Raw genomic sequence first — 17,504 nt, 5'->3', positions numbered from 1 at the left:
CACCATGACGAACTGCGAAGTCTGCGGAAACGACTACGAAAAGACGTTCGAGATCCACACCGTCGACGGAGCGAAGCACACCTTCGACTCCTTCGAATGCGCGATCCACCAGCTGGCGCCGATCTGCGAGCACTGCGGCTGCCGTGTGGTCGGGCACGGCATCCAGGTGGAGGATCGCTTCTTCTGCTGCGCGCACTGCGCCAGGGAGAGCTCGGTCGCCGGCGGGGACAAGGCGCGCGACGCCGTCGCGACGTCCTGATCGTCAGATCGCGAACCGAAGAACCGCGCCGACGCCCTCCGCCAGACTCTCACCGCTGACGGGGACGATGTCCGCGCCTTCGGCCAGCACGGCCACCGGAAGCGCTTCGTCCGCGCGGCACTCGGTCAGCGTCTCCGTGCCGGAGAGCTCGAGATCCTCCTTCGCGGCCGCGACCTGGGTCGGTTCGCCGGACACCCAGACCAGGCGATCGGCCAAGGAATCGGCGTCGATCAGCAAGGTCTCGACGGCACCCGAACGCAGGGCGGCCGTCGTCCGCGCGAGCCCGTCCGCCGCCAGGCCGCCCTCGCGACCCTGTTCGGCGCGGAAGCGGTCGATCACGTCCTGGCGGCCGCGTTCGGCGTGTTCGGTCAGCACCCGGCGTACCTCGGCTTCGAGTGCCTCCGGGCCACTTCCGTCCGCCCGGCCGCCTTCCTCCAGCTCGACGACCTTCTCCTTGCCGCGCGGGGCGAGTTCGGCACGCACTTGCGCTCGCGCCTGCACCTCTCCCGCGAGCACCAGCACTTCGGCGCCGACGGAATCGGCGAGCTTCACCGCCTCGTGCGCGACTTCCGCGGCGTTGCGTTCGGCCACGGCCTCCACCCGATGCTGGATGTTCCAGTAGGCCGAGCCGCCACCGCGCACCTTGTGCACCGGATGGTCCTCGCCCTGGACGGTCCGCTGTTCGGCACCGTCCTCACCCGACGCGAACAGATCGGCCCCCGTCCGGTCCGCGACCACGACGACGTGCGGTACGACGGCCGGGGCGAGCCGCAGGAGCGGGAGAAGATACGGCTGCGGCGCGACGCGGGCGACCTCACGCGGCGGCGGCTCCACGAGTTCCTCGTCGAGGACGACCTCGTCCCCCTCCGCGACCAGGGCCCGGCCCGCCTTGCCCTCCGAAGGCGGGGCGGCGGCCACCGCGGCGTCGAGAGCGGTGAGCGTCCGCTCCTGCGCGCCCTCGTCGGCCAGCCGTTTGCGGAGCGACCGCCAGCGCAGCTCCACTTGCGCGGCGGCGTCCTCGGTGTCGTGCGAGTTGTCGAAGTAGACCGACGCGAACGGTCCCTCTCGGACGGTGACGTCCCGGAGCGTTGAGCTTTGCACGATGCCTCCTGCCTCGTCGGTTCCGCTTTCGATCTTCGGGTACCCGGGAGGAGGCGGGTGAATCACCCTTTGCCGGAGAAGGCGTCGAAGACCCTGCCCACCAGCACGCCGATCATCGGCAGCCAGATCGGGCAGAGCATCAGGACGAGCAGTGGGCCCATCACCTTGGCGATCATCAGGAACGCGTACATCGCGCGGTCACCTTCCTTCGGTCGCGAATCCGGCCATCGAGGTCGCGAGCGCGCGCACCGCGCGGTGCTGGAGGGCCCGGACGCTATTGGGGTTCTTGTTCATCGCTTCGGCGACTTCCGCGACCGTCAGGCCCGCGAAGAACCGCAGAAGCAGGCATTGCCGCTGCGGCTCGCTGAGGTCCGCCAGGCTCCGCCGGAGCGCGGCCGCCTCGATCCTGGCCAGCGCGAGCTGTTCGGCGCCGCCGAGGTGATCGGGACCGTCGTGGTCCTCGCCGTCGAGCAGTTCGCGCCGGTACCTTGCCGATTTGCGGTAATCGCGGGCCAGGTTGTCGGCGATCGTGTAGAGCCATCCGGTGAAGGAACCGACCCCCGGCTGGAAATCCGGAAGTTTCCGCCAGGCACGGAGGAACGCTTCACTGGTGAGGTCTTCCGCCGCCGCGGCCGAGGGGACGCGCATCCGCAGGTACCGGAAGATCGGGACGGAATGCTGCCGGTAGATGGTGGCGAAGGCCGCTTGATCGGTCATCCGCGCGGTCGCATGTCAGACCACCTCGCGGCGGACCGGCACGAAATCGATCTTGTCGCGGACACCGCAATCCGGGCAGGTCCAGTCGTCGGGGATGTCCGACCAGGCGGTGCCGGCGGCGAACCCTTCGAGCTCGTTGCCTTCGACGACGCTGTAGGTGTAGCCGCATCCCGGGCATCGGGCGGCGTCGACCTCGTCGGAGAGCGTGGTGACAGTGTCCGAAAAGGACATTTCCCGGTCGTCGAAGGTGGCGGGCGGGTATTTCTTCAGCAACGAGGCCAGTTTTCCCGGCTGGACGTTCGCCTGGCGGAGGTCGCCGTCGAAGTGGCGGACCACGCGCGGGTCCATCACCCTGCGGAACAACGGCGGGACGAGCGCGACGATCATCATCCCGGTGTATCCGGTCGGCAGCACCGGGCTTTCCTGGAAATCACGCAGGGTCTGGAATCGCCGGGTCGGGTTCGCGTGGTGGTCGCTGTGCCGTTGCAGGTGGTACAGCAGGACATTGGTGGCGACGTTGTTCGAGTTCCACGAATGCGACGGCGTCACGCGTTCGTAGCGCGACTTCGCGCCGTTGGTGACCTTCTTGCGGAGCATCCCGTAGTGCTCCATGTAGTTCACGATTTCGAGCAGCGAAAACCCGAAGACGGCCTGGATGACGAGATACGGCAGGATGCCGAAACCCAGCCACGCGATCAGCACTCCCCACAGCGCCGCGCTCATCAGCCACGCGTTCAGCACGTCGTTGCCCAGGTGGAACGGGTGACTTCCCTTGCGGGCGTAGCGTTTCTTCTCGACGCCCCACGCGCTGCGCACCGATCCGAAGACCGTGCGCGGCCAGAACCGGTAGAAGCTCTCCCCCAGCCTGCTCGACGCGGGATCCTCCGGGGTCGCGACGCGGACGTGGTGCCCGCGATTGTGCTCGATGTAGAAATGACCGTAGAAGCATTGCGCCAGCGCGATCTTCGCCGCCCAGCGTTCCACGTTCTCGCGTTTGTGCCCCAGTTCGTGCGCGGTGTTGATCCCGATACCCGCCACCGTGCCGAGTGTGACGGCGAGACCGATCTTGCCGAACACGGAGATGCCGTCGCCCGAAAGCACCCACGCCCCCACCACGAAACCCGCGTACTGGAGCGGCAGGAACAAATACGTGATCCACCGGTAGTAGCGGTCCTCTTCGAGTGCCTCCATCACCTCGTCCGGCGGATTGGTGTGGTCGTACCCCGCCAGGAGATCGACGAGAGGCACGAGAACGAGGATGACGAACGGGCCCAGCCAGAGGACGACGCCCGCCCCGGTCGCCGCGTGGAGCCCGATCGCGGCGAAGGGCAGCAGCGGCACCACCAGCCCGAGCAACCACAGGTAACGCTTCCGGTCGTGCCAGGTGGCGGCTCCGTTCTCCGCCCCGGCGAGGTGGTACTTCTTCATCGCAGCCTCCGAATCCGTGTTCCTGGGACGGTAGGAAGCCGGACGGCGCGGATCACTGTGCGCTGAACCGAAAGCGGCCGCCCGCTTGGGTCCACGGCACCAACGGCCCCGAGCGCGTACGGTGCTGCCTGTGACGTCAACGGCCGCCGACACCCTGGTCAAGGTCGCGGGCTCGGTGCTGACCGAGGTCGCCGCCCTGCGCGATCGGATCGTCGAGGAGGTCTCCGGCGAGCTGCCGGAGCTGGCGCAGGACGCGCAGGCGAGGGACCTCCTCGTCAGCACGGTGCGAGAGAACCTGATCGCCGCGCTGGGCGTGTTCGGCGGCGCCACGCGCCGGGTCGACGTCGGCGCGCCCCCGGTCGCGCTGGAGTTCGCCCGGCGGCTGGCGCAACGAGGCGTCCCCATCACCACGATGCTGCGGGCGTACCGGCTCGGCCAGGCCGCCTTCCAGCAGGAGATGATCACCCGGATCGCGGCCGAACCGGTGAGCGCCGGGGACGTCGCCGTCGCCGCGACCGAACTGTCGTCGGTCGCCTTCGGCTACATCGACAAGATCTCCGAGGAGGTCGTCGAGGCCTACCAGCTGGAACGCGACACCTGGCTGCGCAACCGCAACGCGAACCGGCTGGCGAAGGTCCGGACCGTCCTGTCCGGCAAGGCCGTCGAAAGCGGCGAGATCGAGAAGGCGATCGGATACGTCCTCTCGGATCGGCACGTCGGTGCCGTGCTGTGGTGCGGGCCGGACGTCGACGAGGGCGCCCGGCTCAGCAGTCTCGAACGGCACGCCGGTCTGCTCGCCACCGCGGCGGGCGGCCGGGTGCCGCTGGTCGTGGCGCCGGACGCGTCCACGGTCTGGGCCTGGTTCCCGGCGTCGTCGATCGATCCGGACCTGGTGACGCGCGTCCTGGACGGCTCGCCGGAGCCGGTCCGGGTGGCGCTCGGCGACCCCGCGAGCGGGCTGGACGGTTTCCGCGGCACCCATCAGCAGGCCCTTCAGGCGCAGGCCGTCGCGCTGATGGCGGGCGACGGCCTGTCCCGGTCCGTGACCACGGCGTCCCAGCTCGGCCCGCTGGCCCTGGTGGCCGCCGACACGGCCGCCGTCGCCACCTGGGTGCGGACGGTGCTCGGCGCGCTGGCCGACGACGACGAACAGCATCGCCGCATGCGCGAGACGGTGTGGGCCTATCTGTCCAGCGGCAGCAGTCTGATGCTGGCCTCTCAGGAGCTCCACCTGCACAAGAACACGATCCAGTACCGGCTCCGCAAGGCCGAACAGGCGCGGGGCAGACCGCTGTCCGAGGGCCGCATCGACGTCGAAGTGGCGTTGCTGGCGTGCCGTCTGCTGGGCACCGCCGTCCTGCGCCCGGTCGGCGACTGACCGCGGTTTTGTGCGCCGGGCACAGTCCGGCCGGCCATTCCCGGTCCGCGGACCGATGCCCGGCCGCGCCACGCGGCGAAGACTCCTCGCAACGGACACCGTCAGCGAGGACTGAGCCATGGACAAGGCAGGACTGGTCGTAGTCGGAGCATCACTGGCGGGCCTGCGCGCCGCCACCGCCGCTCGCCGGGCGGGCTACGACGGACCCGTCACGCTCATCGGCGCCGAACCGCATCTTCCCTATGACCGGCCGCCGTTGTCGAAGGCGTTCCTCACAGACCCGGATCGGACGCCGCCCACGCTCGCGAGTGCCGAGGCGCTCGCCGACCTCGATATCGACGTCCGGCTCGGCGAAGCGGCCACCGGACTGTCCACAGAGGACCGTGAAGTCCTGATCGGAGGGACCGCCGTCCCGTTCGGATCGCTGATCATCGCCACCGGTGGCGCCGCGATCCCCTTGCCGGGACACGGGGTGCACACCCTCCGGACGCTGGACGACGCGCGCGCCATCCGGGCCCGGCTCGCCACGACGTCCCGCGCCGTCATCGTCGGCGGCGGGTTCATCGGCGCCGAGATCGCCACGGCCCTACGGGAGCGGGGCGCGGCGGTGACGATCGTGGAGGCGGCCGAGGTTCCCCTCGTGCGTGCCGTCGGCCCGCGCATGGCGGCCGCGCTCGCGGGGCTGCACGCCCGCAACGGCGTCGATCTGCGGCTTTCCACGGCGGTCCGTGCCATCACCCCGGACGGCGCGGGCAGCAAGGTGGCGTTGTCCGACGGCGGTGTGCTCGACGCGGACCTGGTGATCGCCGGTATCGGCGCCCGCCCCTCGGTCGGCTGGCTCGAGGGCTCCGGCGTACCGCTGGGAGACGGCGTGCTGTGCGACCGGACGCTGTGTGCCGCCCCGGGGATCTACGCCGCGGGCGATGTCGCACGCTGGCACAACCCGCTGTTCGAGACCACGATGCGGCTGGAGAACTGGACGTCCGCTTCGGCGCAGGCGGAGGCGGCCGCCCGTAACGCCGTCGCCCCCGGTAAAGCGACGCCGTTTTCGGCCGTTCCGTACTTCTGGTCCGACTGGTACGGCAAGCGGATCCAGATGGTCGGCGTCGCGGCCGACGACGTCGACCTGTTCGGCGATCCCGAAGACGAGAGCTGGCTGGCGCTCTACCGCTCGGGCGATCGGCTCGTCGGCGCGCTCGCGGTGAACCAGCCCGGCCGGATCATGAAGTACCGGGCGCACATCACACGCCGCTCGTCGTGGCGGGACGCCGCCGACCTCGCCAAGGCGGTCGCGCGATGAGCCCCGTGGACGTGCTCGTCATCGGTTCCGGATTCGGCGGCTCGGTGAGCGCCCTTCGCCTGGCGGAGAAGGGATATCGCGTCACGGTGCTGGAAGCCGGCCCGCGCCGCACCGAGGAGACGCTGCCCAAGACGTCCTGGGACGTGCGCAATTTCCTGTGGGCGCCCCGGCTGGGCTGCTACGGGATCCAGCGCATCCACCTCCTGCGCGACGTCGTGATCCTCGGCGGCGCCGGGGTCGGCGGCGGTTCCCTCAACTACGCCAACACCCTGTACGAGCCGCCCGCGCCGTTCTTCGAGGATCCTCAGTGGGCCCACATCACCGACTGGCGGACCGAACTGAAACCGCATTACGACCAGGCTCGTCGCATGCTGGGTGTCACGCGGAACCCGACCGTGACGGCCGCCGACGAAGTACTGCGCGAGGTCGCCACCGACATGGGCGTCGGCTCGTCGTTCCGGCTGACGCCCGTCGGCGTCTTCTTCGGTGACGAAAGGACTCCGGCGGGCAGTGTCGTGCCGGATCCCTACTTCGGCGGGGCCGGGCCGGAGCGCCGGACCTGCACCGAATGCGGCTCCTGCATGACCGGCTGCCGGGTCGGCGCCAAGAACACGCTCGACCGCAATTACCTGTACCTCGCCGAACGGCTGGGCGCCGAAGTCGTGCCGATGACCACGGTGCTCGACGTCCGCCCCGCCCCGGAGGGCGGCTACGTCGTCCGTACCGTGCGGACCGGCTCCTCGCCTCGCCGCCGCAAGAACGTGCGGACGTTCACCGCCCGCGAGGTCGTCTTCAGCGCGGGCACGTACAACACCCAGAAGCTGCTGCACCGTGCCCGCGCCACGGGTGCGCTGCCGCGGCTGTCCGCGAGCCTCGGCAGGCTCACACGGACGAACTCGGAATCCATCCTCGGTGCCAAAACGAAGCGGAAGGACGCCGACTTCACCCGGGGCGTCGCGATCACCTCGTCGATCCACCCCGACGCGCACACCCACGTCGAGCCGTGCCGCTACGGCAAGGGCAGCAACGCCATGTCGTTGCTGCAGACCGCGCTCACCGACGGCGGGAAACGCGTCCCGCGCTGGCTCACCTGGCTGGGCACGCTGGTGCGGGATCCCCGCAACGTCACGTGGTTCTCGCCGCGGCGCTGGTCCGAGCGCACGATCATCCTGCTGGTGATGCAGACGCTCGACAACTCCATCACCGTATCCGGCCGTCGCACCCGCACCGGCCGCCACAAACTGGTTTCGGGGCCGGGACACGGCGAACCGAACCCGACCTGGATCCCGGCGGGCAACGACGCCGCGCGCCGCGTCGCCGAGAAGATCGACGGCATCGCGGGCGGGACGACCGGCGAGATCCTCAACATCCCGATGACCGCGCATTTCATCGGCGGCTGCGCCATCTCCGACGATCCGGGCCGTGGCGTGATCGACCCGTACCACCGGGTGCACGGCTACGACGGCCTGCACATCGTCGACGGATCCACCATCTCGGCGAACCTCGGCGTCAACCCTTCCCTCACCATCACCGCGCAGGCGGAACGGGCCATGGCGTACTGGCCCAATCGCGGCGACGCCGACCCCCGGCCGCCGTTGGGCGAGGCCTACCGGCGGATCGATCCGGTGCCGCCGCGGAATCCCGCGGTCCCGGCCGGTGCTCCCGCCGCCCTGCGGTGACGTGATCCGGTCAGGAGATCGGCCGGTCCGCCAGCTGTTCGAGCCTGGCCATCTCGACGTCGAGGGCGGTCTGGGCCCGGCTCAGCGCCTCGGAGCTGTATGCGCCGCTCGACCGGGCGTGCTGGAGACGTTCGGACTGTTCGGTCAGGACCCGTAGGCGCAGCCGCAGGTACTGCTCGATCTGTTCCGGGGCCGGGCGGTCGCCCGGTGACGCGGGCGGGACGCGTACGTCCGAGCGCACCCGGTCCACGACCCGGTCACCGAAGGGCCCGTTGCCGGGATCCTCCAGGCCGGGATCGTCCAAAAGGGACGTCGCCGCGTCGGCCAGTTCGGTCGTGAGCCGGACGTACTCGCGCCGCAACCGGCCCGGGTCCTCCGACGGCACCCGCGCCGCGCGGATCACCGCGGGCAGCGTCATTCCCTGGACCAGCAGCGTCGTGGTCGCCACGACGTAGGCGATCAGGACCAGCAGGGCGCGGTCCGGCGTGTCCTGCGGAAGGGTCTGCGCCGCCGCGAGGGTGATCGCGCCGCGCATTCCCGCCCAGCCGAGCACCACGCCACCGCGCCAGCCCAAGGTCTCGGTGAGCCGGAACTCGACGTCGGCGGCGGCCCGGTCGAGCCGTTTCCGGAAATGCGCCACCCGCCTCGGTGACGCCTTGTCCAGCCGTTCGGTGACGGCGGGATTCGACTCGTCGCCCCGCAGCACCGCCTGCGTCGTTTCCAGCCGGGGCTTGAACCGAGCGGCCTTCCGCTGCTCGCGGTACAGGCCACCGACCAAGGGCCCGACGAAGACGATGCGCGCGACGATGACGAGCGCCGACGCGGCCAGCCCGATGCCGAGCGCGCGCCACACGCTCGAACCGTCGTCGTGCACCTCGTCGATGAGGGTTTTGACGCTGAGTCCCATGAGCAGGAACATCGCGCTTTCCAGCAGGAAGGCCGCGGTGCGCCAGTTGACGGCCTCGGCGAGCCGATCCGTCGCGCGCAGATGCCGCGGGGCGAGGTGACCGGTCACGAGGCCGGCGACGACGACCGCGAGCACGCCGGAGGCTCCGGCCTCTTCGGCGGGCAGGAACGCGATGAAGGGGACCACGAAGGAGATCGCGGTGTTGAGCACGGCGTTGCCCAGCAACGCGCGCACCCGGACGTTGACGATCCCGACGAGCAGCCCGATCCCGACCGCCACGACGACCGCGAAGACGAACTCCCCCACGATGCCCCAGACGGACACCGACCCGGCGACCGCGGCGACGGCCGACCGCAGCAGGACGAGCGCGGAGGCGTCGTTGACGAGTCCTTCGCCTTCGAGCACGGTCAGCAGCCGGGGCGGGAGGCCGAGCCGCCGTCCCACGGAGGTCGCGGCGACGGCGTCGGTGGGGCTGATGACCGCGCCGAGCGCGAACGCGGCGGGCCAGCCGATGTCCGGGATCAGCTCGTGGAACAGCCAGCCCGCGCCCAGGGTCGTCCCCACCACGAGCAGCACCGCGAGACCGGTGATCGGCCGGATGTTCCGCCGGAAATCGACCACCGGCATGTTCACCGCCGCCGAATACAGCAGCGGCGGGAGCACGCCGGCGAGGATCAGCTCGGGTTCGACCTCGGGATGCGGGACGCCGGGAAGGAAGCTCAGGCCGATACCGGCCACCACGAGGCTCAGCGGAGCGGCCACGTTGAGCCGTTCGGAGAACGCGGCCACCAGGACGATGCTGACGACACCGAGGACGACGACGAGGGTCAGGTTCACCGGGTTCACGTGTCCTCTCGCCGGTCAGTGGCTTGCCGTGTCCATTGGACACGAGGCCGGCGGACCCGCAAGTCGGAGCCGGTCAGTGCGGTGGCGACCGACAGGGTGAAGGGGACCTTCCCCTCATCGCACGAGCGGAAAGTCCCCTTCGCCCCGGCCTGCGGTCCTCATGGGTGGCAGAGTCCGAGCAGGTGTTGCGAAAGCCACTTTCACAACATCCGGAGCCGGTCAGCGCAGCGCCGCCAGGACGTAGTCGTCGCCGGACTGCCACACCGGGGCCACCTCCGCGAACCCCGCCGCTCGAAGCAGCCGGGTGTGCTCCTGCGGGCTGAGCCGGTTGCCGTAGCCGGTCGAGATGCCGCGCAACTCTTCGGCCGTGAAGCGCTCCCGCAGTGCGGGATCCGCGGCCACCGCCGCCCACCAGGTCTTCCAGTCCTCGTTGGCATGGACCCCGGCACGGGCCGCCCTGCGCTCCTTGACGACTTCGGCGAGCTCGCGGATGGCCGGTTGCTCGTCGTAAAGGTGGTCACCGTTCACAAGCGCTCCGCCCGCCCTCAGCGCGACGGCGAGGTCACGGTAGACCTCGGCGAGCCGCTCGGGGCGCAGCCAGTGCAACGCGGTCGTCGAGACGGCGGCGTCGACAGGCCGCCACTTCAGCCAGCCGCTCTCGGCGAGATCGGCCCGGACGTACTCGATGTCGCTCCGCTCCGGCCGGGTCGCGCGGGCGAGGGCGAGCAGGAACGGGTCGTCGTCGAGGCCGACGATCCGTGCGTGCGGTAACCGCCGGGCGAGCCTGGTGGTCAGCGAGCCGGGGCCGCAGCCTAGGTCCAGCACCAGCGGCTCGGCGACGTCGCGGCAGACGTGTTCGACGACGTCGATCACCACGGTGAAACGTTCTTCACGGTCGGCGACATAGCGTTCCTGCTGCACGTCCCACCGGCGCACCCAGTCCGCCGCGAGCTTTCGTCCACCGGCCTCCCCTTCGTGATCTTGATCCTGTGTAGCACACGCCGGTCATGGGTTACCGTGTGCGCCACAACGTAAGAAGGTGCCCGTCGGGGGAAGCCGGTGTGAATCCGGCGCTGACCCGCAACCGTGATCGGCCGCCGAGCCGTGAGCCGGACTGCCCGCCGGACACCGCCAACCCCAACTGTCGTGGAGTGCGGAGCGGGGTCCCGTTCACGTGCGGTCGCGCGCCCGGGACAGTGCTCGACGTCCCGGAGGTCCCTATGACGCGTCATCCGCTCACCCGTCGGAGACTGCTCGCGCTGGCCGCGCTCACGCCGTTGGCCGCCTGCGGGACCGCGCCCGCGGACACGGGCCGGTTGCGAGTGGCGTTCGCCGCGGGCGGGTCGAAGGAAACCCTCGACCCGTCCCAGGTTTCGCTCTTCGTCGACCAGGCGCGGGCCAAGGCGCTCTTCGACACGCTGGTCGCCTACAACGCCGACACCTCCTTGCGGCCGCGGCTGGCCGAGTCCTGGGAAAGCGACGCCGCCGGCACGCGCTGGCGGATCCGGCTGCGGCAGGCGGCCTTCCACGACGGTCGTCCGGTCACCGCGGACGACGTGCTCTACAGCTTCCGGCGGATCGCCGATCCCGCGCTGGCTTCCTCGTCGCGGCAATACTTCGCGAAGGTGGACTTCGCCCGCAGCAAAGCGGTGTCCCCCAACGAAATCGAGCTGACGCTGACCGCGCCCGACTTCGAATTCCCGTCGGGCTGGGGCGCTCCCGGCGCGGAGATCGTGCCCGCCGGGACGACGGACTTCACCGCGCCGGTCGGCTCGGGGCCGTTCCGTTTCGTCTCGTTCACCCCCGGCGGCGCGGCGGTGTTCCGCAAGAACGAGTCGCATTGGGACGGCGCGCCGAGTATCGACGAGCTGGAATTCGTGCCGGTCAACGAAGAAACCGCGCGCGTCAACGCGTTGCTGTCCGGGCAGGTCGACTACGCACACGACCTCGCGGCCGGAACCGCGGCACGGCTGGCGGGCGACGGACGCGTTTCGCTGCTCGAAGCCAAGGGCACGACGATGCAGGGCATGATGCTGCGCCTGACGCAACCCCCGTTCTCCGACCAGAGACTGGTGCGCGCCGTACTGTCCGGAGTGGACAGAGAGGCCCTGAATCGCGTCGCGCTGGCCGGGCGCGGGGAGATCGGCAACGACCTGTTCGGCAAGGGACTTCGCGGGTATGCCGCGGACATCCCCCAACGCCGCCGCGATGTGGACCTGGCCCGGTCGCTCGTCCGCGAGGCGGGCGCGGAAGGGCTGGCCTTCGCCGTCGAGACCAGCGACGTCGACCCGGGTTTCGCCACCGCGGCCACGCTGATTTCCCAGCAGCTCAAGGAGATCGGTCTCGCCGCCACCCCGAACACCCGCGCATCGAGCACCTATTTCAGCGAGGTCAAGACCAAGGGCGTCGCCGCGCTCACCCGCACGGCCACCCTGCCCGTCCCGACGTTCCTCAACCAGCGCTTCCGCACGCGCGGCTCGAACAACGTGAACGGCTTCGGCTCGCCGGAGTTCGACGCGCTCCTGGATCGCGCCACGGCCACCGCGGACGAACGCGCCAGGCTGGCGCTGTTCGGCGACGCGCAACGGATCGTCCACGAAACCGGCGGTCTGCTCGCCTGGGGGTTCAGCACCTGGACCATCGCCGTGTCGAAACGGGTTTCCGGGGTGGTGACCGCGCCGCCGAACACCTTCGATTGGGCTCGGTTCGACCGCGCCCGGCTGTCCTGACGTGCGGGGTCACGCCGTACGACGGCTGGGTTTCGCGGTGGTGCAGGCGATGTTCGTGCTGGTCGCGACGTTCGCCGTGACCGCGTTGCTGCCGGGCGACGCGGCCTCGGTCGTGCTCGGCGAACAGGCCACCGACGAGCAGGTGGCGACCGTCCGCCACCAGCTCGGGCTCGACCAACCGCTGCTCGACCGGTTCGGGAACTGGCTTTCGGGGCTGGTCACCGGCGATCTCGGCCGGTCGCTCGTGACCGGCGCCCCGGTGGCCGACGAGATCGTCCGCCGTTTCGCCGTCACCGCGGCGCTCGCCGGGGTGACGCTGCTCGTGCTCGTTCCGCTCGCGCTGGTCGTCGGGGTGGTCTGCGGGCTGCGCGAAGGATCGCGGATCGACCGGGTGCTCACCGCGGTCACGCTGTTCCTGCATTCGATCCCCGAGTTCGTCCTCGGGCTGCTGCTGGTCGCGGGATTCGCCGTCCACACCGGACTGCTTCCGGCCACCGCGGCCGGAACGGATCCGGCCGCGCGGCCCGAAGTCCTGGTGCTGCCGGTGATCGTGCTCGTCGCCCGGCAGCTGTGCGACGTCGCCCGGCAGCTGCGGATCGGGATCGCCGAGCAGACCCGGGGTCCGGTGGCCGAACATCTGCGCCTGCTCGGGCTGCCCGAACGCACCGTCGTGCTGCGGCATCTCCTACCCGCCGCGGCCGCTCCCGCCGTGCAACAGCTCGCCCGCGCCGTCGAAGGCCTGCTGACCGGCACGGTGATCGTCGAGTCCCTGTTCGCGATCACCGGGCTCGGCACGGGTTTCGTCGAAGCCGTGCAGAACCGGGACATCCCGCAGGTGCAGGGTTACGTGCTGGTGTTCGCCGGCGTGGTCGTGCTCGGGAACCTCGCCGCCGATCTGGTCGCCCACCGGCTGACCCCGCGCCGGGAGCTGGTCACGTGGTGAGCCGGGCACTCGGCTGGTCGCTGCTCGCGATACCGCTCGTGCTCGCGGTGGCCGGGCCGGTGCTCGCGGGCCCCGTGGTTTCGGTCGGCGCGCCCTGGCAGGCGCCGGACGCCGCGCATCCGCTGGGCACCGACGTCCTCGGCCGCGACGCGCTCACGGTGATCCTCACGGGCGGGCTTCCCGTGATCGGGATGACGGTCGCCGCGCTCCTGCTCGCCTATCTGGCCGCGCTGCCGCTCGGTCTCTTCGCCGCGGGGCACGGACGGCGGGCCGACGAAACCGTGATGCGCTCCCTCGACGTCGTGCTGGCCTTCCCGTCGCTGCTGGTGCTCATGGTGCTCGCCGCGACCGGGCACCGCGGGCCCGGTGTGCTCATCCCGGCCGTGGCCGTCCTTCAGGTACCGGCGATCACCCGCGTGGTGCGGGCGGCCGCACTGGCGCCCGGCTGCCGTACTGCCGTGGAAGCCCTGACCCTGCAAGGAAAACCTTGGTGGCGCATCCAGCTCGGATACGTCGCCCGGCACGTCACCGGCCCGGTCGCGACCGACGCCGGCACCAGGCTCGGCGTGGTGCTCTACCTGCTGGCGTCGGCGAACTTCCTCGGCCTCGGCCTACCCGCCGACTCCCCGGACTGGGCCGTGGTCATCGAACGCAACAGCGAGGCCCTCTACACCGCGCCCGCCGTGGTCCTCGTACCCGCCGCACTGCTGATGGCGCTGTGCGTCGGCACGAACCTCGTCACCGATCGGCTGCTCGCCGCCCGGCGGGTGATCGCGTGAGCGTCCTGGAGATCACCGGCCTGTCCGCCCGCACCGAGGAAACCGTCCTGCTCGACGACGTCTCACTGACCCTCGAACCGGGCCGCGTCCTCGTCGTGCTCGGCGCGTCCGGCGCGGGGAAGACCACCCTGGGCCTCGCCGCGACCGGACGGGCACGCCCCGGGATCACGCTGTCCGGTTCGGTCCGGACGGCCGGGGCCGTCGGCCATCTGCCGCAGCAACCGTCGGCGGTGCTGGACCCGGTCCGCCGCTGCGGACCGGTGCTGGCCGAACTCGCCGGGCTTCACCACCGTGGCCGCGCCGCACGGCTGGCGGCGGCCCGCACCGCCCTGGCGGAGGCGGGACTGGAGCCGGAGCTGTGGCGCAGGTTCCCGCATCAGCTGTCCGGCGGGCAGCAGCAACGCATGGCGCTGGCCACCACCCTCGTGACCCGGCCTCGCGTGCTCGTCCTCGACGAGCCGACCAGTGGTCTCGACGAGGCGAACAAGGCCGTGCTCACCGCCAGGCTCGCGGAGCTTTCCCGCGCCGGCACGGCGTTGCTGGTCCTGACCCACGACCTCACGTTGGCACGTGCCCTGGACGGCGACGTCGCCGAACTCCGCGACCACCGTCTCCTGCCGTGCGAGGGCGTCCCCGAACACGCGCGCCTCGACGAGCCCGCGCCCCCGTCGCCGACGTCGCCGGTGCTCGTCGTTCGCGGTCTCACGGTGCGCGCCGGGCGGACGCCGCTCATCGAAGACGTCGATCTGGAGCTGGCGGCGGGCAGCCGCACCATGCTCACCGGCGTCTCGGGAGCGGGCAAGACGACACTCGGCCGTGCGCTCGCCGGGTTGACCCCGCCGACCGCGGGCACGATCGAAGTCGACGGCGTGCGGCTCCCCCGCCTCGCCCGTCGTCGCGATCGCGCGCAGCTGCGGGCCGTCCAATATGTCCACCAGGACAGCCGCGCGTCCTTCGACGAGTTCCGCGGGGTGCTCGACCAGGTCGCCGACACCGCCCGCTTCCTTCGCGGTCTCGGTCGCGAAGAAGCCCGGCTCGAAGCGACGGAGATCTTGGACGCCCTCGGTGTCGACCCGGCCGATCGCCGCCCCGGTCTGCTCTCCGGCGGCCAGCTCCAGCGCTGTGCCGTGGCCCGCGCGCTCCTTGCCCGCCCCAGGGTCCTCGTCTGCGACGAGCCGACGTCCGCCCTCGACGCGGCCAACCGCGACCGGCTCTGGGATTTCGTGACCGCGACGGCGCTCCGGCACGGCATCGCGCTGCTCGTGATCAGCCACGACACCGCGGCCGCGCCGTTCGTCGACGGCACGTTCACCATGGCCGGTGGACGTCTCGCTTGAGCCCTTCGATCACGGCTGGGCGGGAAGGATGTGACGTCCTTCGCGGTCCGTGCTCAGGCACAACGAGCAGATCGTCCCGCCGGTCGCGGACGCCGTCATGTCGGGGCGCTCATAGGCCTCTCCGCAGACCTCGCAGTCGTAGTGGGTGCCGCTCGGATTGCCGTCTTCGTCCAGTAGCGGCTCGATGATGCCGTCATCGGTGCGGCGCAGGTAGAAACGTCCTCGGGTGAGCACCGCCATCAACGGGGTCAGCACGATCGCGACCACCACCGCGACCAACGGGGAGTACGGCCGGAGGCCGGCCCCGAAGAGTCCGAAGTAGACGGAGATGGACAGGAGCGAGGAGCCCAGGAACGCGACGACACCGACCGGGTTGACCGCGAACAGCATGCCGCGCCGGAATTCCGGCTGTTTCGGCGAGAGCCCGAGCACGAATTTGTTGATCGCGATGTCGGTGGCGACGGTGACCACCCACGCCATCGCGCAGTTCGAGTAGAAGCTCAAGATGCCGTTGAGGAAGCTGAACATGTCCGCCTCCATCAGGATCAACGCGATGGCCAGGTTCACCAGCACGAACACCAGCCTGCCCGGATAGCGTTTCGTGATCCGGGTGAAGGAGTTCGTCCAGGCCAGCGATCCGGAATAGGCGTTGGTGACGTTGATCTTGACCTGGCTGAGCACCACCAGGACCAGCGCCAGCGGTACCACCAGCCACGACGGCATGACTTCGGTGAACACGCCGGTGAACTGCTCGATCGGCTCGACGGCGGCCGCCTTGCCCACCGCGTCGAGGATGTAGACCGCCATGAACACACCGATCGCCTGCTTGATCGCGCCGAAGAACACCCATCCCGGCCCGGCCAGCACCATCGAGGTCCACCAGGCGCGCCGGTTCTCCGCCGTACGCGGCGGCATGAAACGCAGGTAGTCGACCTGCTCCCCGATCTGCCCCATGAGCGAAAGGCACACTCCGGCACCGAGCATGATCGCGGCCGTGCTCAGCCCGGCGCCGCCCTCGCCTTCGTAGGACAGCCACCGCTGGACCGAACCGGGATCCTTCACGACGAGGAACACCAGCGGGGCCACCATCAGCAGCAGCCACAGCGGATTCGTCCAGCTCTGCAGTTTCGCCAGTACCTTCATGCCGTAGACGACCAGCGGGATGATGACCAGGGTGGACACGAGGTAGCCGAGCCACAACGGCAGCGATATCGCGTACTTCAGGCCCTGCGCCATGATCGAGCCTTCGAGCGCGAAGAAGATGAAGGTGAAGCTGGCGAAGATGACGCTGGTGAGCACCGAACCGTAGTAGCCGAAACCGGAACCGCGGGTGATCAGGTCGAGGTCGATGTTGTATCGGGCGGCGTAGTAGGCCAGCGGGAACCCGGTCACGAAGATGATCACCGCCGCCAGGGCGATCGCCAGCAGCGCGTTGCCCGTGCCGTGGGTCAGGCCGATACCGGCGCCGATCGAGAAGTCCGCCATGTAGGCGATCCCGCCCAACGCGGAAGCGCCGACCACCGCCGGTGTCCAGCGACGGTACGTCCTCGGCGCGAATCGGAGGGTGTAGTCCTCGAGGGTTTCCTTGGTCGCGCCGAGGCCGGCGGGCGCGGCACGGGTCTCCGATTCTTCGATGGTCATGACCGAGGTCTCCTCCAGGGCACCGGGGACGGGAGCCAGAAGGTACGAACGCCTCGTTTCCGCCCGTCCGCCCGGTTGTGACGGGCGGGTTTCCGTGTGTTGCCGGATGTCCGCGCGGCCGTTAACAAGGCGGATAGGGCGAAGGCGGCGTGTCGCGAAAGCCACTTTCGCAACGTTGGAGGTTGGGAAAGTGGCTTTCGCAACCTCAGCGGCCACGGCCGCCCTAGAGCGACAACCTTAGAGGGCGAAATGTCTGATTGACACCCAGCTGCACGGTTTCCCAGTCATGGCGACCTTCAGGAAGTGTCCACAAGGGACATTCCGCGCCGGCCAGGTGTCCGGTTCATGCCTGTCGCGAGTGATAAAGGCGGTTATTGAGGGGTAAGGCAAAGGTGGCGTGTCGCGAAAGCCACTTTCGGGACGTCTGATGTCCCGAAAGTGGCTTTCGCGACATCAGCGC

Annotated in this window: 15 protein-coding genes and 1 riboswitch; of the genes, 8 read left to right on the top strand and 7 right to left on the bottom strand. The window is 70.1% G+C overall.

The annotated features are described in order from the left end of the window. Positions 1–4 precede the first annotated feature (4 nt). On the top strand, positions 5–259 hold the full coding sequence (locus AJAP_RS12475) for a hypothetical protein (protein ID WP_038510864.1): 255 nt from the start codon (positions 5–7) through the stop codon (positions 257–259). 3 nt (positions 260–262) lie between these two features. Here AJAP_RS12475 and AJAP_RS12470 read toward each other — a convergent pair whose 3' ends face one another. From AJAP_RS12470 to AJAP_RS45215, 4 genes are all read right to left on the bottom strand, one after another. Continuing rightward, the gene (locus AJAP_RS12470; protein ID WP_038510862.1) at positions 263–1,360 is read right to left on the bottom strand and encodes an Rv2629 family ribosome hibernation factor; all 1,098 of its coding nucleotides are present in this window, start codon (positions 1,358–1,360) and stop codon (positions 263–265) included. A 62-nt stretch (positions 1,361–1,422) separates the two neighbouring features. Beyond that, positions 1,423–1,551 (bottom strand): hypothetical protein, encoded by a 129-nt coding sequence (locus AJAP_RS45075; protein WP_267284147.1) that lies wholly within the window; start codon positions 1,549–1,551, stop codon positions 1,423–1,425. Between the two features lie 7 nt (positions 1,552–1,558). Next, the gene (locus tag AJAP_RS12465) at positions 1,559–2,077 is read right to left on the bottom strand and encodes an RNA polymerase sigma factor (protein ID WP_038510860.1); all 519 of its coding nucleotides are present in this window, start codon (positions 2,075–2,077) and stop codon (positions 1,559–1,561) included. 15 nt (positions 2,078–2,092) lie between these two features. Next, positions 2,093–3,505: a fatty acid desaturase gene (locus AJAP_RS45215; RefSeq protein ID WP_038510858.1), complete on the bottom strand. Its 1,413-nt coding sequence runs from the start codon at positions 3,503–3,505 to the stop codon at positions 2,093–2,095. Between the two features lie 130 nt (positions 3,506–3,635). On the opposite strand from AJAP_RS45215, the gene AJAP_RS12455 reads away from it, so the two are divergent. The 3 genes from AJAP_RS12455 to AJAP_RS12445 all read left to right on the top strand — a co-directional run bounded on the left by AJAP_RS12455 (position 3,636) and on the right by AJAP_RS12445 (position 7,862). Continuing rightward, positions 3,636–4,883 (top strand): PucR family transcriptional regulator, encoded by a 1,248-nt coding sequence (locus AJAP_RS12455; protein WP_038510856.1) that lies wholly within the window; start codon positions 3,636–3,638, stop codon positions 4,881–4,883. Between the two features lie 118 nt (positions 4,884–5,001). Next, the gene (locus tag AJAP_RS12450; RefSeq protein ID WP_038510854.1) at positions 5,002–6,183 is read left to right on the top strand and encodes an NAD(P)/FAD-dependent oxidoreductase; all 1,182 of its coding nucleotides are present in this window, start codon (positions 5,002–5,004) and stop codon (positions 6,181–6,183) included. Next, positions 6,180–7,862 (top strand): GMC oxidoreductase, encoded by a 1,683-nt coding sequence (locus AJAP_RS12445; RefSeq protein WP_038510853.1) that lies wholly within the window; start codon positions 6,180–6,182, stop codon positions 7,860–7,862. The genes AJAP_RS12450 and AJAP_RS12445 overlap by 4 nt, the downstream gene beginning before the upstream one ends. Positions 7,863–7,872: 10 nt before the next feature. Here the strand turns inward: AJAP_RS12445 and AJAP_RS12440 are convergent, their stop codons facing one another. Continuing rightward, positions 7,873–9,615 carry a cation:proton antiporter gene (locus AJAP_RS12440; RefSeq protein ID WP_228694919.1) on the bottom strand — a complete coding sequence of 581 codons (1,743 nt, stop codon included), beginning with the start codon at positions 9,613–9,615 and terminating at the stop codon, positions 7,873–7,875. A 219-nt stretch (positions 9,616–9,834) separates the two neighbouring features. Continuing rightward, on the bottom strand, positions 9,835–10,551 hold the full coding sequence (locus AJAP_RS12435) for a class I SAM-dependent methyltransferase (protein ID WP_038510851.1): 717 nt from the start codon (positions 10,549–10,551) through the stop codon (positions 9,835–9,837). A 49-nt stretch (positions 10,552–10,600) separates the two neighbouring features. After that, a riboswitch (cobalamin riboswitch) is annotated at positions 10,601–10,755 on the top strand. Between the two features lie 80 nt (positions 10,756–10,835). Between AJAP_RS12435 and AJAP_RS12430 the strand changes: the two genes are divergently transcribed. From AJAP_RS12430 to AJAP_RS12415, 4 genes are read left to right on the top strand one after another with little or no spacing between them, the layout of a single operon-like run. After that, positions 10,836–12,344 carry an ABC transporter substrate-binding protein gene (locus AJAP_RS12430; RefSeq protein ID WP_038510849.1) on the top strand — a complete coding sequence of 503 codons (1,509 nt, stop codon included), beginning with the start codon at positions 10,836–10,838 and terminating at the stop codon, positions 12,342–12,344. A gap of 1 nt (position 12,345) precedes the next feature. Then, entirely contained in the window at positions 12,346–13,287 is a 942-nt protein-coding gene (locus tag AJAP_RS12425) for an ABC transporter permease (protein ID WP_038510848.1), read from the top strand. Continuing rightward, a complete protein-coding gene (locus tag AJAP_RS12420) occupies positions 13,281–14,066 on the top strand; it encodes an ABC transporter permease (protein ID WP_038510846.1) in 786 nt (261 codons plus the stop codon). The genes AJAP_RS12425 and AJAP_RS12420 overlap by 7 nt, the downstream gene beginning before the upstream one ends. Further along, complete coding sequence (locus tag AJAP_RS12415) at positions 14,063–15,403, top strand: ABC transporter ATP-binding protein (RefSeq protein ID WP_038510844.1); 1,341 nt, start codon at positions 14,063–14,065, stop codon at positions 15,401–15,403. Before AJAP_RS12420 ends, AJAP_RS12415 begins: the two co-directional genes overlap by 4 nt. Positions 15,404–15,412: 9 nt before the next feature. Here AJAP_RS12415 and AJAP_RS12410 read toward each other — a convergent pair whose 3' ends face one another. Continuing rightward, entirely contained in the window at positions 15,413–17,044 is a 1,632-nt protein-coding gene (locus tag AJAP_RS12410; RefSeq protein WP_038510843.1) for a purine-cytosine permease family protein, read from the bottom strand. Positions 17,045–17,504: the final 460 nt, after the last annotated feature.

It is taken from the genome of Amycolatopsis japonica, assembly GCF_000732925.1.
Taxonomy (GTDB): domain Bacteria; phylum Actinomycetota; class Actinomycetes; order Mycobacteriales; family Pseudonocardiaceae; genus Amycolatopsis; species Amycolatopsis japonica.
The sequence above is the reverse complement of the archived record's forward strand: the minus strand, read 5'-3'. Positions and strand labels throughout refer to the sequence as shown.